At 69.6% G+C, this 14386-nt stretch carries 12 protein-coding genes; 8 read left to right on the top strand and 4 right to left on the bottom strand.

The features are described from left to right. Positions 1-1059: 1059 nt before the first annotated feature. The 3 genes from Q0309_RS09370 to Q0309_RS09380 all read left to right on the top strand — a co-directional run bounded on the left by Q0309_RS09370 (position 1060) and on the right by Q0309_RS09380 (position 3712). On the top strand, positions 1060-1530 hold the full coding sequence (locus Q0309_RS09370; protein WP_299439883.1) for a cyclic nucleotide-binding domain-containing protein: 471 nt from the start codon (positions 1060-1062) through the stop codon (positions 1528-1530). Between the two features lie 65 nt (positions 1531-1595). Continuing rightward, the gene (locus tag Q0309_RS09375; protein WP_299439885.1) at positions 1596-2942 is read left to right on the top strand and encodes an ATP-grasp domain-containing protein; all 1347 of its coding nucleotides are present in this window, start codon (positions 1596-1598) and stop codon (positions 2940-2942) included. Next, a complete protein-coding gene (locus Q0309_RS09380; RefSeq protein WP_299439887.1) occupies positions 2939-3712 on the top strand; it encodes a gamma-glutamyl-gamma-aminobutyrate hydrolase family protein in 774 nt (257 codons plus the stop codon). Before Q0309_RS09375 ends, Q0309_RS09380 begins: the two co-directional genes overlap by 4 nt. On the opposite strand, the gene pip is transcribed toward Q0309_RS09380, so the two are convergent. The 4 genes from pip to Q0309_RS09400 all read right to left on the bottom strand — a co-directional run bounded on the left by pip (position 3681) and on the right by Q0309_RS09400 (position 7264). Further along, positions 3681-4640, bottom strand: coding sequence for a prolyl aminopeptidase (gene pip / locus Q0309_RS09385; RefSeq protein ID WP_299439889.1), 960 nt, complete (start codon positions 4638-4640; stop codon positions 3681-3683). The genes Q0309_RS09380 and pip overlap by 32 nt on opposite strands. 58 nt (positions 4641-4698) lie before the next feature. Next, positions 4699-5376 (bottom strand): nucleotidyltransferase family protein, encoded by a 678-nt coding sequence (locus tag Q0309_RS09390; RefSeq protein ID WP_299439891.1) that lies wholly within the window; start codon positions 5374-5376, stop codon positions 4699-4701. After that, complete coding sequence (locus Q0309_RS09395) at positions 5373-6269, bottom strand: SDR family oxidoreductase (RefSeq protein ID WP_299439893.1); 897 nt, start codon at positions 6267-6269, stop codon at positions 5373-5375. Before Q0309_RS09395 ends, Q0309_RS09390 begins: the two co-directional genes overlap by 4 nt. A 95-nt stretch (positions 6270-6364) precedes the next feature. After that, positions 6365-7264 carry a hypothetical protein gene (locus tag Q0309_RS09400; RefSeq protein WP_299439895.1) on the bottom strand — a complete coding sequence of 300 codons (900 nt, stop codon included), beginning with the start codon at positions 7262-7264 and terminating at the stop codon, positions 6365-6367. Between the two features lie 463 nt (positions 7265-7727). Here Q0309_RS09400 and Q0309_RS09405 point away from each other — a divergent pair, with 463 nt between their 5' ends. From Q0309_RS09405 to Q0309_RS09425, 5 genes are all read left to right on the top strand, one after another. Further along, on the top strand, positions 7728-9230 hold the full coding sequence (locus Q0309_RS09405) for a divergent polysaccharide deacetylase family protein (protein WP_299439897.1): 1503 nt from the start codon (positions 7728-7730) through the stop codon (positions 9228-9230). Between the two features lie 127 nt (positions 9231-9357). Further along, entirely contained in the window at positions 9358-10314 is a 957-nt protein-coding gene (locus tag Q0309_RS09410) for a bifunctional riboflavin kinase/FAD synthetase (RefSeq protein ID WP_299439899.1), read from the top strand. Beyond that, positions 10311-13136, top strand: coding sequence for an isoleucine--tRNA ligase (gene ileS, locus Q0309_RS09415; protein WP_299439901.1), 2826 nt, complete (start codon positions 10311-10313; stop codon positions 13134-13136). Before Q0309_RS09410 ends, ileS begins: the two co-directional genes overlap by 4 nt. Before the next feature lie 3 nt (positions 13137-13139). Next, positions 13140-13646 (top strand): signal peptidase II, encoded by a 507-nt coding sequence (gene lspA / locus Q0309_RS09420; protein WP_299439903.1) that lies wholly within the window; start codon positions 13140-13142, stop codon positions 13644-13646. A gap of 20 nt (positions 13647-13666) precedes the next feature. Continuing rightward, the gene (locus Q0309_RS09425) at positions 13667-14233 is read left to right on the top strand and encodes a DUF3035 domain-containing protein (RefSeq protein WP_299439905.1); all 567 of its coding nucleotides are present in this window, start codon (positions 13667-13669) and stop codon (positions 14231-14233) included. Positions 14234-14386 lie beyond the last annotated feature (153 nt).

Raw genomic sequence — 14386 nt, forward strand, 5'->3', positions numbered from 1 at the left:
AGGGGGAACGACCGTTTTCATAGGACCGGATCGTTTATCATTTATCCGAGCCTGCCGAACCATCGAAGAATCACCCGGACGCGATCACCGCGTGCCGGGTGTTCTTTTTCCGGGCGTGGACGAGCGGGGTGGCCGGTGAAGGCCGGTCGGGTGTCCGACGTCGGACTTCAGGGGCACAATGCGGGGGCGGCGGCTCGGGCGGCGGCTCGGACGGCGTGCCCTTTTTGCGGGGAGGTGCCGACCGGCGCATGGTGTGGCGACACCGGGGCGCGCGGGGCGCCGTGGGCGTCTTCTTGGCCGGCCTGCCGCGCCGGCCTGCCGCGCAAGGCTCGCGCGAACCTGAACGGTCCAGGCGGAACCTTAGGACGTTGCCGGGGGCGGCGGCCGCAATACCAGGCGACGATGAGCGCGAGTCCTGCACCACACGGTCGCTGCGACGAACCGGTGACGATGAGTCTTTCGTCTCTGTCGCCGCGGCGCCCTTTCGGGGCTTGCGGCTCCGCCGCCCCGGCCGCCCAAAGGGGGCGACCATCCTGGAGTCGGGCGCCGCGAAGCGGCGCCGTGGGCGCCGGCCCCAGCCTGAAAAAGCTGGCGTCGCTAAGCAACGCCAAGGTCGCGCCGGCCAGCCTCCGAAAAGGTCAGCCTTTTCGTCGGCCGGTATCATGGCCACGGACAAGCTGGTCCAGTATACTGCGCCGCAGCAACGGCGGGACCGTAGGGGGGGGGCGGCTCGGTGGGGCGCGCCGTCTCTTGCGGCATTGGACGAAAGGCCACGTTCGGTCCCGCCTGCTGTGCCAAGGTGGGCGGACCTTGTGGCGCACAAGGCGCATAAGGCGCATAAGGCGCACAAGGCGCACAAGGCGCACACGGCACACACGGCGCATGGCGGCGCCGGGTGCAGCTCATCAACCGGCCGGCGGCGCTCCGGTGGGTGCGCTCGCGGGTCAGGGGGCGGCCGGTCTGGACATGGCCGGCAGGGCGGTGCAGGGGCGGGATAGGGCGCGGCCTGAGACGGACGCAGGCCAGGCGCTCCGGGTTACAATCAAACGGGGGACAGGAATGGCACACATTCAGGACCTGAACGACCTTTTGACGGCGCATCCGTTCTTCGCGGACATGGGACCGCGCCTGCTTGATGAGCTGGCGGGATGCGCCAAGAACGAACGCTTCGAGGACGGCGAGCACCTGTTTCGCGAGGGCCAGTTCGCCGACCGGTTCTTCATCCTGCGCCATGGGCAGGTGGCGGTGCAGGTCAGCGTGCCGGACCGGGGCGCCGTGGTCCTGGAAACCCTGCACGCCGACGATATCCTGGGGTGGTCTTGGCTGGTGGCGCCGTACCGGTGGACGTTCGACGCCCGCGCGGTCGGCTTGGTCCGGGCGGTCAGCCTTGACGGGGTCTGCCTGCGCGCCAAGATGGAGACCGACGCGGAGTTGGGCTACCACCTGCTGAGCCGCTTCGTCCCCGTGATGGGCGAGCGGCTCCGGGCGGCCCGGCTCCAGTTGCTTGACCCAAGCCCGTCCGTCGTGTGAACCGGTCACGGCGACCGAAGCCCCCCTCGGCGTCGGGCGTCCCCATGGTTGATGTAGGCCGGAGTATGACCTCCCTCAATTCCAGCGAAGACGGCAAGGAGCCGACACCAGGGCGCGTGGTCCTGACCCACGGGCGCAGCCTGATGGCGCTGGCGGTGGCGCGGTCCCTTGGCCAGCGTGGGATCGAGGTGATCGGCTGCGATGAGACGCCGATGATGGCGCTCTCGTTCTCGCGGTACGTGACGCGCACGTTCCTGCACGCGCCAAAAGGGCCCGACGGCACCGGCCACCTGGAGTCGCTGGCCGAGGGGGTGCGGGCGCACGCGCCTGGCGACGAGCGCCCCTATATGATCATGCCGATCCACGAGGACACCCCGCTGATCGCGCGGGAGCGGGCGGTGTTCGAGCCGGTGGCGACGGTGGCGGCGCCGCCGACCGAGGCCATCGCCGCTGTCGTGCCCAAAAACCGGCTGGCGAAGACGGTGGGTGGTCTCGGCGTGGAGGCCCCGGCCACGCGGATCGCCGGCAGCCCCCAGGCGGCCCGTGACGCGGCCGGCGAGATCGGCCTGCCGGTGTTCGTCAAGCCGGCATCGTCGACCGGCGGGCGCGGCATCGCTCGCGTCGCCGATGTGGTGGACATGGATGCGGCGTTCGAGGCGGCACGGGCCGTCGATCCCGAGGGGACGGTGCTGGTGCAGGGTCTGGCGGCGGGCGAGGACTACTGCCTGACGGCGCTGTACCACGACGGCGAGCCGCGCGTGCACATGGCCTATCGCAACCTGGAGACCTTTCCGGGGGCCGGCGGTTTCGGAGTCCTGCGGGAAACGGTGGACGCCGGGCCCATGCCGGCGGCGGCGGAACGCCTGTTGCGGCCGCTCCGCTGGACCGGCGTCGTCCAACTCGACTACCGGTGGGACGGCACGGCGTCGGGCGTCCCTCGGCTGATCGAGGTCAACCCCCGTTTCTGGGGTGGGCTGTTCCAGTCGATCGAGTCGGGGGTGGACTATCCGTGGCTGTTGTACCGGATGATGGTGGATGGGCACCTACCGGCCGTTCCGGAGCCGCGCCTGGGCCAGCGGACAAAGGTCCCGCTGGTCTGGATTCTCGGCGCCATCGAGGATCTGGCCCAGGACGGCGCGCGGTTCGACGCCCTGGAAAGCGCATGGATGCGCGCGCGGGCCGAGGCGCGGGGCGGCGGCTGGTGGCGCGCCCTGCGGCATCTGGCCGGGGGGCTGGCCGATGCCATGGTGCCGCTCCAGTCGCGCGAGCGGGTGGAGACGCAATGGAAACGCGCCGCGACGGCGCGGGCGGAGCTGTTCACGGCCGATGACCCACTGGCCGGGCTCGGCCTGCTTTACGCCGTCGGATCCCTCATACGCAACGGCAAGTTGCCGGAGGAGCTGACGCGATGACCAACCTGCGACCACCGTTGAGCCGCCGGTGGCCCCGCGTCGGTGTGACCGGCTCCGCCGGGCGCCGGGGTGGCCGGTTGTGGCCGCTGCACGCGCTGTCCCTGCTGCTGGCGGGGTCGGTGCCGCGACGCCTGGTGCCCACGGACGACCTGGCCCGTGTGGAGGACCTCGACGCGCTGGTGATCGGCGGCGGCGACGATATCGGGGCGGACGTCTACGGCGGCGATGTGACGCTCGACGTGCGCATCGACCCGGCGCGCGACGCGTTCGAACTGGCGGCGCTGGAACGGGCGGCAGGGCTCGGCCTGCCGGTGCTGGGCGTGTGCCGGGGCGCGCAGATGCTCAACCTGTCGCTGGGCGGCACGTTGCATCAGGATATCCACGCCGTCTTTGAGGGGGCGCCGCGCCGGCGCACGATCCTGCCCACCAAACAGATTGATGTGGCCCCCGGGTCGCGGTTGCGGCGGATGTTGGGGCGCGCCACGACGCGGGTCAACGGCCTGCATCACCAATCGGTCGACCGCCTGGGCAGCGGCGTGACGGTGGCGGCGCGCGACCGGCACGGTATCGTCCAGGCCATCGAGGTGCCGGGCCGGCGCTTCCTGGTCGGCGTGCAGTGGCACCCGGAACTGCTGGTCTACCGGGGCCGCCAGGCAGGGCTGTATCGCGGGCTGGTGCGTGCGGCCCGCCGCCGCCGCCGGTTGCACGAAGCCGCCGCCGACCCACGCGCCGACACCTCTACCGCGTCATCGTCGTCAGGGCCTCGATGATGCCCCGGCGGATGCCGGGTTCCATGGCGGCGTGCCCGGCATCGGGCACCATCACCAGCCGACTGCCCGGCCAGGCGCTGTGCAGCTCCCAGGCGCTGGTGGGGGGACAGACCAGGTCGTAGCGGCCCTGCACCAGGGTCGCCGGCAGGTGCCGGATGCGCGGCATGTCGCGCAGCAACTGGCCTTCCTCCAGATAGCCGGCGTGCATCATATAGTGCGCCTCCATCCGCGCCAGCGGCACGCAGGACTCGGCCGACGTCTCGCTGGCGCGCGGCACCAGGCGGGAGCAGGCCTCCTCGTAGCGGCTCCAGGCCACGGCCGCCGGACCGTGCACCGCCGCGTCGGGATGGCACAGGCGGCGGTAATAGCTCTCCAGGGGCGTGCCCCGCTCCTCGGGCGGCAGGAACGACAGGAACGCGTCCCGGGCCTCGGGAAAGAACGTGCCCATCCCGTTCAGGAACCAATCGACCTCGGCGGCGCGAAACAGGAACACGCCGCGCAGCACGAACCCCAGGCAGCGGTCGGGATGCGCCTGTCCGTAGGCGAGCGCCAGGGTGCTGCCCCACGATCCGCCGAGCACCAGCCAGCGGTCGATGCCCAGGTGCGCGCGCAGGCGCTCGATATCGTCGACCAGATGCCACGTCGTGTTGGCGTGCAGCGAGGCGCGCGGGCTGGACCGGCCGCACCCCCGCTGGTCGAACAAGACGGCGCGGTGGCGGGTGGGATGAAAAAAGCGGCGATAGGTCGGCGACGTGCCGGCGCCGGGACCGCCGTGCAGGAAAACGACGGGAAGGCCGTCGGGATTGCCGCACTGCTCCCAGTACAGGGCGTGGCCGTCCGACACCGCCAGCACGCCCGAGTCGTAAGGCGCGATGGGCGGGTGCAGATCGGACAGGTCGGTCTGACGGGGGGAGGCAGTGGCACTCACGGCGAACCTCTGGCGGAGAAGGGGGGGCCGGCGATGGGACGCCGACCACACCCCCTGATTACGACGATGGCCCCCCAGCGTACCACCCTTTTCGCTCGGCGCCGTCCGCCAACCGGGCGCGCGCCGCGTCCAGGTCTTGCGGCCGGTCGATGTCGTGGACACACGCGCCGTCGTCCACGGCCACCCGCCGGAGGCGGTCGATGTGCCGGCGCAGAAGGTCGCGGCCGCCGACGTCCCCGCTCAGGGCGGCCAGGGCCGGGCGATGGGCCGCGCCCCACAGCACCGGGTGGCCGTCCTGGTCGGCGTGGGTGGGACGAACAATGGCCGTCGCCGGCGAGGGATCGGCGGCGAAGGCGGCCACCACGGCCGGGACGACCGCCTCCCACGGGCCGGGCATGTCGCCCAGGGCCACCAACAGCCCTTCCACCGGATCGGGCAGCGCCGCGACGCCCGCCGCCAGCGATCCGCCCATGCCCTCTTCGAATCGGGGGTTGTGGACACGGGCGAAGCCCAGGCCATCCAGCGCGGCGGCCACGGCGTCGCCGTCGCGGCCGGTCACGACCACCCGCGCGGCATCCGGCAGCGCGGCGGCGAGCGACGCCCCGGCGACGCGGACCAGCGGTGCTCCATCCAGGTCCCGCAGCAGCTTGTTGGCGCCCCCCATGCGCCGGCCCTGGCCGGCGGCCAGCAGCACCAGCCCGAGTCGCGGCGCCGCCCCGGCCTCAGCACGGGTCATGCGCCCGTGGCGCGCGGTGCGTCGCCCTCCTCGGCCAGGATGGCCCGCAGCCCCTCGCGGTAGGTGGGGTGGCGCCAGCGCAGGCCCAGGCGCGCCTTGATGCGGGCGGCGGACACCCGGCGGGTGTCGGCGTAGAAGCTGCGGGCCATGGGGGAGATGTCGGCGGCCTCCAGCGGCACCTCCGGCGGCGGCGCGACGCCCAGCAGCGCGCAGGCCTCCGCCACCACGTCCTGCGGCGGGGCGGGTTCGTCGTCGGCGAGGTTGAACACCGTGCCCGGGGCCGGCGCCTCCATGGCCGCCGCCAGTGCCCGGGCGATGTCGTCCACATGAATGCGGCAGGTCACATGCCCGGGCTTGACCACGCGGTGGGCGGTGCCGGCGCGCACGCTGTCGATGGCGCTGCGGCCGGGGCCATAGATGCCGGCCAGACGGAAGATCTCGACCGGCACGCCGTGGTCGCGGTGCAGGGCCAGCCACCCGGCCTCGGCCTCGGCCCGGCGGCGGGACCGCGCCTGAGTCGGCCGGGTCGGGCTCGTCTCGTCCACCCAGGCGCCGCCGGCGTCGCCGTAGACGCCGGTGGTCGACAGATAGCCGACCCAGCGCAGGCCCGGCGCGGCGGCCAGGGCCTCGCCGAACATTTCGAGGACCGGGTCGCCCTGGTCGTCGGGGGGCACCGAGACGAGCACATGTGTCACGTCCTCCAGGGCCTCGCCGGGCAGCGGATGCTCGCGGTCGAATACCAGGCCCCGGATCCCGTCCGTCTCCAGCGTGGCGGCGTCCCGGGCGGTTCGCGACGTGCCGGTGACGCGCCAGCCCCGGGCCATCGCCGCGCGGGCCAGCCGTCCGGCGGTGTATCCCAGGCCGAGGCAGAGGAGGTGTGGGGCGGGGGTCATGCGGGACTCCTGCGCAAAACGGGCACGCGGGCGGGGCCGGCGCTTGACGTTAAGGGCGTGACCGCGCGCGGACAGCGCCTTGCAAGACATGCAAACTAAGAATTAGACGGGATGTTTTTCCACACCAACAGTGAAGTCGAGTTGATATCATCTGTTGGAAGAAAAGCGTCCATGATTGCCGTCTCAACGGAGCACGTCCCATCTGCGACAGCTTGCTTGACGGCTTCAGAGAAGTTGACGTTCCATTTGCGGTCCTCAATAAATTTCTTGTGGTCAAGTGCCGTTTTTGTTTCCGCGCTTATTTGGAATCCAAATGGCTCCATGTGTATGACAGTAACGTTAGGGGCGCAATTCGCTAGCTCTCGGAAGAACGCCCGGGGTATTTTGTGAACCTGCTCCAAGGAATGACACGTAAACATAAGAAGGTTGTCGAATTTCTTCTCCTTTACAGGATGTAGGTCAGGAGAAAGATGGTCAAAGCTAAAAAAGGTGGCATTTATCCTGGGGTCCAATGCCGCTAGTTTTCTTGATATTGAAACGCCACTATCGGTCAGCTCTCCGCCAAATAGCGGTATAGACGCTGGGATGCCGGCATAAAATAGTTCAAATATACGAAGTCCAAAGCCAGACCCAAGCTCGACAACCGCGTCAAAGGGTCCCTTGTGATTCCAATAATCTAAAACAAATTCCATGTGAGAAGGCCGAGTATAATATGGAAGGAGAATGTATTTCCCCATAAATGGTTTTTGGGTAAAAATATTGCGTTTGTCTATTGGGTCGATTTCCTCTTCACTCTTAACTTTTCTCCAAGACGCGCCGCTGCCATCCAGATCTGATTTCATTCTATAGTATTTTTCCCTAACTCGAAGCAAGTTAATGCATCGAGTGATGCTGCTTTCACCTGAATCTATAAGGTCGGAAATGTAATTCGCGCGTTCGGACCAAGCCGTTTCGTAAAACGCACGCCAATTCCGTTCTTGCCAACCGTCTGTCATGACGCCTACGCCTTTTCCAGGAAAAGTACCCCGATAGTCGGTTGAGGAACTACTGTGAACTATGATTCCTTGCGCGTTGTCAAGGCGCCCAGAAAGAACGACAAGTGACCCAAAACTGGGCGCCTGCACTTTAAGCGCATCCGGGACGGTCTGTAAACGACCCGCCCGATCCGGAATGGGTGCCGATGGCGCCGCGCGTGCGCCAGCCGAGGTATGCGCCCTTTGGTAGCGGGTGTTGGCGGGCGCGCCCGACAGCCCGGAGGCAGCGGCGGCGCGTGAGGCGCTGGCGCGCCTGGACGTGGCGGCCGAGTGACAGCAATCCGAACGCGCCCCTTAACACTATTTATTTTATTACAATGGCTTGAATTGACTTGTTGTGAAGAAGGTCGAGGTTTGTTAGCCTTTGCCTTGTGTCCAAACGCGATGTACACTCATTCTCCACGCGCGGCAATGGACGGTGCGCATGACGGCGGGCAGCACGGGATCGGGCAAGGGACGCGGGAGCGCGCGCGGCACCGGCAAGGGTGGCGCGCGCGGCGGTCGCCGCGCGTCGGATACGTCGGCGGCCAAACGCGCGCCCAAGAAAGGGGCCTCCGCCTCGACCACCGCCAAGGCCAAGGCGCGCCCCCAACAGCCCGCGAAGACCGCGCCAAAATCCGGGCCGAAGAAAACCGCCGCCAAGCCGGCGGCCCGCAAGACGACGGCCAAGCGCGCGTCCGCCTCGGCGCGTCCGGCCTGGGCGGTGTCCGGGAACGGCGGCGCGCGCCGGGCCATGGGCCGGGCGCCGGGCGTTGTCAGCCGCCGCGCCATGGCGGGGGGCGCCGTGCTGTTCGCCGTGGGGCTTGTGGCCGGCCTGCGCTTGCGGCCCGAGTCGGCCGAACCGCCGGCGCCCCTGGCCAGCGCCCCGGTGCCGCCGAGCCCGCGCCGGCCCGGCACCGTGACCCTGGCCGACGTGCCGGACGCCTCGGCCGTGCGCATCGACCTGCCCATGGCCGAGGGCGCCTCGCCGGAGGTGCTGGAGACCCCGGCCGCGCCGTCGCGTGTCGTGCGCCCGGACGAAACCGTGCTGGCCAGCCGCCCGCCGGCGCCGGTGCCCGGGCCGAAACCGGCCGAGGGCCATCAGCCGGCCCCGGCCTCGAACACGGCCTCGAACACGGTTGCGTCGGCCGGGTCCGAACCACTGCGGATCACACCGGAGCCTGACCCCGCACCCTCCACCGCGCGGGTGCCGGCGTCGCCGCGCGCGCCGCTGTGGCTGGCCAATGCCATGAACGTGCCACACCCCGGGCGGCGGCCCATGGTCGCCGTGGTCATCGACGACCTGGGCGTGGACCGCGCGCGCACCGCCCGCGTCCTGTCGCTGCCGGGGCCGCTGACGCTGTCGTTCATGTCGTACGCCAAGGAGTTGCCGGGGCAGGCCGCCGCCGGCCGGGCTTTCGGTCACGAACGGATGCTGCACATGCCCATGCAGCCCGGCAACGCCGACATCGATCCGGGGCCGGGGGCGCTGTACGTGGACCAATCGGCGGCCGAGATCCGGCGCCGGCTCGACCGCGCGCTGGGCGCCTTTTCCGGCTATATCGGGCTGAACAACCACATGGGCTCGCGCTTCACCGCCGATGCCGCCGGGATGCGCGTGGTGATGGACGTGGCGCGCCGCCGCGAACTGCTGTTCCTCGACAGCCGCACCACGGGCGCCTCGGTGGCGCCCCGGCTGGCGGCGGCGGCCGGTGTGCCGTTCCTGGAGCGCACGGTGTTCCTTGACCACAATCCCCGACGCAGTGCCGTCGACCGGCAACTGGCCGAACTGGAGCGGGTGGCGACGCGGCACGGCCATGCCGTGGCCATCGGCCACCCGCGCGACGCCACCATCGCCGCCCTCGCCGCCTGGATCGAGCCGGCGCGGGCGCGCGGGCTCGCCCTGGTGCCGGCCAGCGCCATCACCCGCTTCGCGCGGTCCGTCTGAGCCGTCCGGCCACAAACACCGGGGCGTTGCCGCCCCGCATTGCGCCTTGCGCCGTCGCGCCGGATCGCCTACCTGTGAGCGCCGTCCCACCCGATCGCTCACCGCCCGTCACGGAGCCGCGCCCACCATGCGCATTGTGCGCCACCACGAGGAATTTCCGCCCGAGTATCGCGGCGGGGCGGTGGCGCTGGGCAATTTCGACGGCGTGCACCGGGGGCACCGCTTGGTCATCGAGACGGCGGCCGCGGCGGCGCGCGCGCTGGGCAACGACGCCCCGTTCGGGGTGATGACCTTCGACCCGCACCCGCGCCGCCTGTTCCAACCCGACCTGCCGCCCTTTGCCCTCTCCACCCTGCGCACGAAAGCGCATCGACTCGAGGATCTGGGCGCCGGCTTCTTGTATCTGCAGCACTTCGACAAGGCGTTCGCCGGCCACTCGCCGGAATGGTTCGTCGAGGCGGTGCTGGTGCGGGGTCTGGGTGTGCGCCATGTGGTGATCGGCGAGGACTATCATTTCGGCCAGGGCCGGCGCGGCGATGCCTCCCTGTTGCGGGCCATGGCCGCCGACCTGGGGTTCGGCGTGACCGCCGTGACACCGGTGACCGACGAACACGGCCAGCTTCTGTCGTCGACCCGGGCGCGCGAGGCCATCCAGGCCGGCCGCATGGACGAGGCCGCCGCCGTGCTGGGTCACCTGTGGGAGGTCGAGGGCCGGGTCGAACACGGTGACGCGCGCGGCCGCACCATCGGCTTCCCCACCGCCAACCTGCGCCTGGGCGACTATGTGCGGCCGGCGGACGGTGTCTATGCCGTGCTGGCCGGAGTGGACCGGGGCCGTGAGACGGTGTGGCGGCGGGGCGTGGCGAACTATGGCCGGCGCCCGACCTTCGACGAGACGACGCCGCTGCTGGAGGTGCACCTGTTCGACTTCGCCGACGACCTGTACGGTCAGCATTTGCGGGTGCGAATGGTCGCGCACCTGCGACCGGAACGGAAATTCGACGGCCTTGAGGCGCTCAAGGCCCAGATCGCGGCGGATGCGGATGACGCGCGCCGGTTGCTTGAGTCTAGGGTTGAGCCATGAGCGTGGACTACAAGAAGACCGTCTTCCTGCCCCAGACCGACTTCCCCATGAAGGCCGGGCTGGCGAAAAAGGAGCCGGAGATCCTGGACCGCTGGCAGCGCATGGACCTCTACCGGCGCCTGCGCGAGCAGTCGAAGGGGCGGGAGAAGTTCATCCTCCACGACGGCCCGCCCTACGCCAACGGCCACCTGCACATGGGCCACGCGCTCAACAAGATCCTCAAGGACGTGATCGTCCGCGCCCACCAGATGCTGGGCAAGGATTCCAACTACGTCCCCGGCTGGGACTGCCACGGCCTGCCCATCGAATGGAAGATCGAGGAGGGCTACCGCAAGCGCGGCCAGGACAAGGACAGCGTCGATCCTGTGGCCTTCCGCAAGGAATGCCGGGATTTCGCCGAAAAGTGGATCGAGGTGCAGCGCGAGGAGTTCAAGCGCCTGGGCGTCGTCGGCGACTGGGACCATCCCTATACGACCATGGCCTTCGCCGCCGAGGCGCAGATCGCCCGCGAACTGGGCACGTTCCTGATGAACGGCGGCCTGTACCGGGGAGCCAAGCCGGTCATGTGGTCGGTGGTCGAGAAGACCGCGCTGGCCGACGCCGAGGTCGAATACCACGATCACACCTCGACCACCATCTGGGTGCGCTTCCCGGTCCACCGGGCGCCGCTGGCGGAACTGGAAAACGCCAACATCGTCATCTGGACCACCACGCCGTGGACCATGCCGGGCAACCGGGCCATCGCTTACGGCGAGGATGTCGAGTACGCCGTGGTCCGGGTGACCGACGCCGCCGAGGCCAGCCTTGCCGTGCCGGGCGAGCGGTTCGCCGTCGCCAAGGACCTCGTCGACCAGGTGTGCGCCGATGCCGGCATCACCGGCCACGAGATCGCCGCGACCTTCAAGGGCACGGACCTGGCCGGCGCCGTCTGCCACCACCCGTGGCACGGCCAGGGCTACGACTTCCCCGTGCCGCTGTTGCCGGGCGATTTCGTCACCACCGACCAGGGCACGGGCTTCGTCCACATCGCCCCCGGGCACGGCGAGGACGACTACTGGCTCGGCATGGCGCATGGCATTGCCGTGCCCGACACGGTGAACGGCGACGGCCTGTATTTCGACCATGTGCCAATGTTCGCCGGCCAGCACGTGTTCAAGGTCGGCCCCGCCGTCCTGGACGCCATGCGGGACGTCGGCGCCCTGCTGGCCCACGGCAAACTGGTCCACAGCTATCCGCACTCCTGGCGGTCCAAGGCCCCCTTGATCTTCCGCAACACGCCGCAGTGGTTCATCTCCATGGAGACGAACGATCTGCGCAAGAAGGCGCTGGACGGTATCGACGCCACGCGCTGGGTGCCGGCGGCGGGCCGCAACCGCATCGGCTCGATGATCGAAAGCCGGCCGGACTGGTGCGTCTCGCGCCAGCGGGCGTGGGGCGTGCCCATGCCCATCTTCGTTCACAAGCAGTCGGGCGAACCGTTGCGGGATCAGGCGGTGCTGGACCGCATCGCCGACGCCTTCGCGGCCGAGGGCTCCGATTGCTGGTTCCACGCGGACGCCAAGACGCGGTTCCTGGGGACCGATCACAATCCGGATGACTACGACAAGGTCACCGATATCGTCGAGGTCTGGTTCGACAGCGGCGCCACCCACGCCTTCGTGCTGGAGGCCCGCGAGGACCTGCAATGGCCGGCGTCATTGTACCTGGAAGGCTCGGACCAGCATCGCGGCTGGTTCCATTCCTCGCTGCTGGTGAGTTGCGGCACGCGCGGCCGGGCGCCGTACGAGGCGGTGCTGACGCACGGCTTCATCCTGGACGAAAAGGGCGAGGACAAGATGTCCAAGTCCAAGGGCAACGTCATCTCGCCCAAGGACGTCTGGGAGGACATGGGCGCCGATATTCTCCGGCTCTGGGTGGTGTCGTCGGACTATTCCAACGACCTGCGCTTCGGCAAATCGATCCTCAAGCAGGTCGGCGACAGCTACCGGCGCCTGCGCAACACCCTGCGCTTCATGCTGGGCAGCCTGGATGGCTTCACCGACGCCGAACGGCTGCCGGTCGCGGACATGCCGGAACTGGAACGCTGGGTTCTGCACCGGCTGACGGAGCTGGATGCGGTGGCGCGCCGGTGCATCGACGATTTCGACTTCCACACCCTGTTCCAGGAGTTGTTGACGTTCTGCGGCTCCGACCTGTCAGCGTTCTATTTCGACATCCGCAAGGACGCCATCTATTGCGATGCGCCGGACGACACGCGGCGCCGGGCGGCGCGGACGGTCCTCGACGTGCTGTTCGACCATCTGGTGCGCTGGCTGGCGCCGTTCATCTGCTTCACCGCCGACGAGGCGTGGCTGGTGCGCAACCCCGGGGAAGACGAGACCGTCCACGACAAGGTGTTCCCGACCGTGCCGGTCGACTGGCGCAACGACGCCCTGGCCGAGAAGTGGGCCAAGGTGCGCCGCCTGCGCCGCGTGGTGACGGGGGCGCTGGAACGAGCGCGCGCCGACAAGCGCATCGGCGCCAGCCTGCAGGCGCATCCGGTGGTCTACGCCCCCGCCGACGTGGTCGCCGCCTGCGCCGACCTGGGCATGGCCGACATCTGCATCACCTCCGACATCACGCTGAAGGCCGACGTGGAGGCGCCCGCCGACGCCTTCCGCCTGGAGGGCGAGGACGAGGTGGCGGTGGTGGTCGATCTGGCGGCGGGCGAGAAGTGCCAGCGCTGCTGGAAGGTGCTGCCCGATGTCGGCACCCACGCGCACGCGGGCGTGTGCGGGCGCTGCGACGACGTGGTGGCGCGCCTGCCCGAAATGGCGGGCTGAGCAATGGCGGGTCCGGGCGTGCGCTACCCGTTGCGGTGGGGCCTGGGGCTGGCGGCGGTGGTGGTGGCGCTCGACCAGGCCACCAAGTACGCCGTCTTCGCCGGGCTGCGCCCGCCCCTCGGCGGCCTGGAGGTGACCCCGTTCTTCACCATCATCACCACCTGGAACCGGGGGGTGAGCTTCGGCCTGTTGGCCACCGGGTCGCCATGGACGCCGATCCTGCTGACGGGGCTGGCGCTGGTGGTGGCGGCCGCGCTGGCCTGGTGGCTGCGCCGGGCTGAGAGCCGGCAGTTGGTCGTGGCGTTGGGGCTGATCATCGGCGGCGCCCTCGGCAACGCCATCGACCGGGCGCTGTACGGCGCGGTCATGGACTTCCTGGATTTTCATTGGGCCGGCTGGCACTGGCCGGCGTTCAACGTGGCGGATTCGGGCATCACCGTGGGGGCGGCCCTGCTGGTCTGGGATGCCTTGTTCGGGGGCGCGAAATCGCCTAAGACTCCGGAACGTTAGACCATTTGCGGAGCGCTGACATGCGGGGATGGGTCGCCATCGGGATTGCCGCCGGCCTGCTGGCCGGGCTGGGCGGGTGCGACAATCCGAAACGCGCGCTGGGGCTCGACAAGCAGGCGCCCGACGAGTTCGCCGTGGTCACCCGCGCGCCCCTCAGCCTGCCGCCGGAGTACAACCTGACGCCGCCGAAGCCCGGCGCCCCCCGGCCGCAGGAGGGCACGACGCGCGATCAGGCGCGCCGCGTCATCACCGGCGGGCCGGCGCGGGCGGACGCCGACCGGCAGGCCCTGCCCGCCGGCGTCACCACGGGCGAGCGCGCCCTGCTGCAAAAGGCCGGCACCGACAGCGCCATTCCCAACATCCGCCAGGTGGTGGACGAGGAAACCAGCGCCCTGGCCGCCGAAAGCCGGGGGTTCACCGACATGCTGCTGTTCTGGCGCGAGCCGGCGGACTACGGCTCCCAGGTTGACCCGGCGGCGGAAAGCCGGCGCCTGCGCGAGAACCGGGCGCTCGGCCGGCCGCCGACCACCGGCGCCTCGCCGATCATCGAGCGGCGCGAGAAGGGCATTCTCGAAGACCTGTTCTGACGGTCGCCCGTCGCCCTCCAGGCTAAAGTCCCAGGCTGAAGGCCCAGGCTGAAGGCTAAAATCATGACGCGCCCCGGTCCCCTCTGGTATCCTGACGGCCAGGGCAATCGCTCGAACCATTCTAAACTTTGGGGGATTCCCGAACTGATGAAT

The sequence above is a fragment of the uncultured Rhodospira sp. genome (genome assembly GCF_937138205.1).
Taxonomy (GTDB): domain Bacteria; phylum Pseudomonadota; class Alphaproteobacteria; order Rhodospirillales; family Rhodospirillaceae; genus Rhodospira.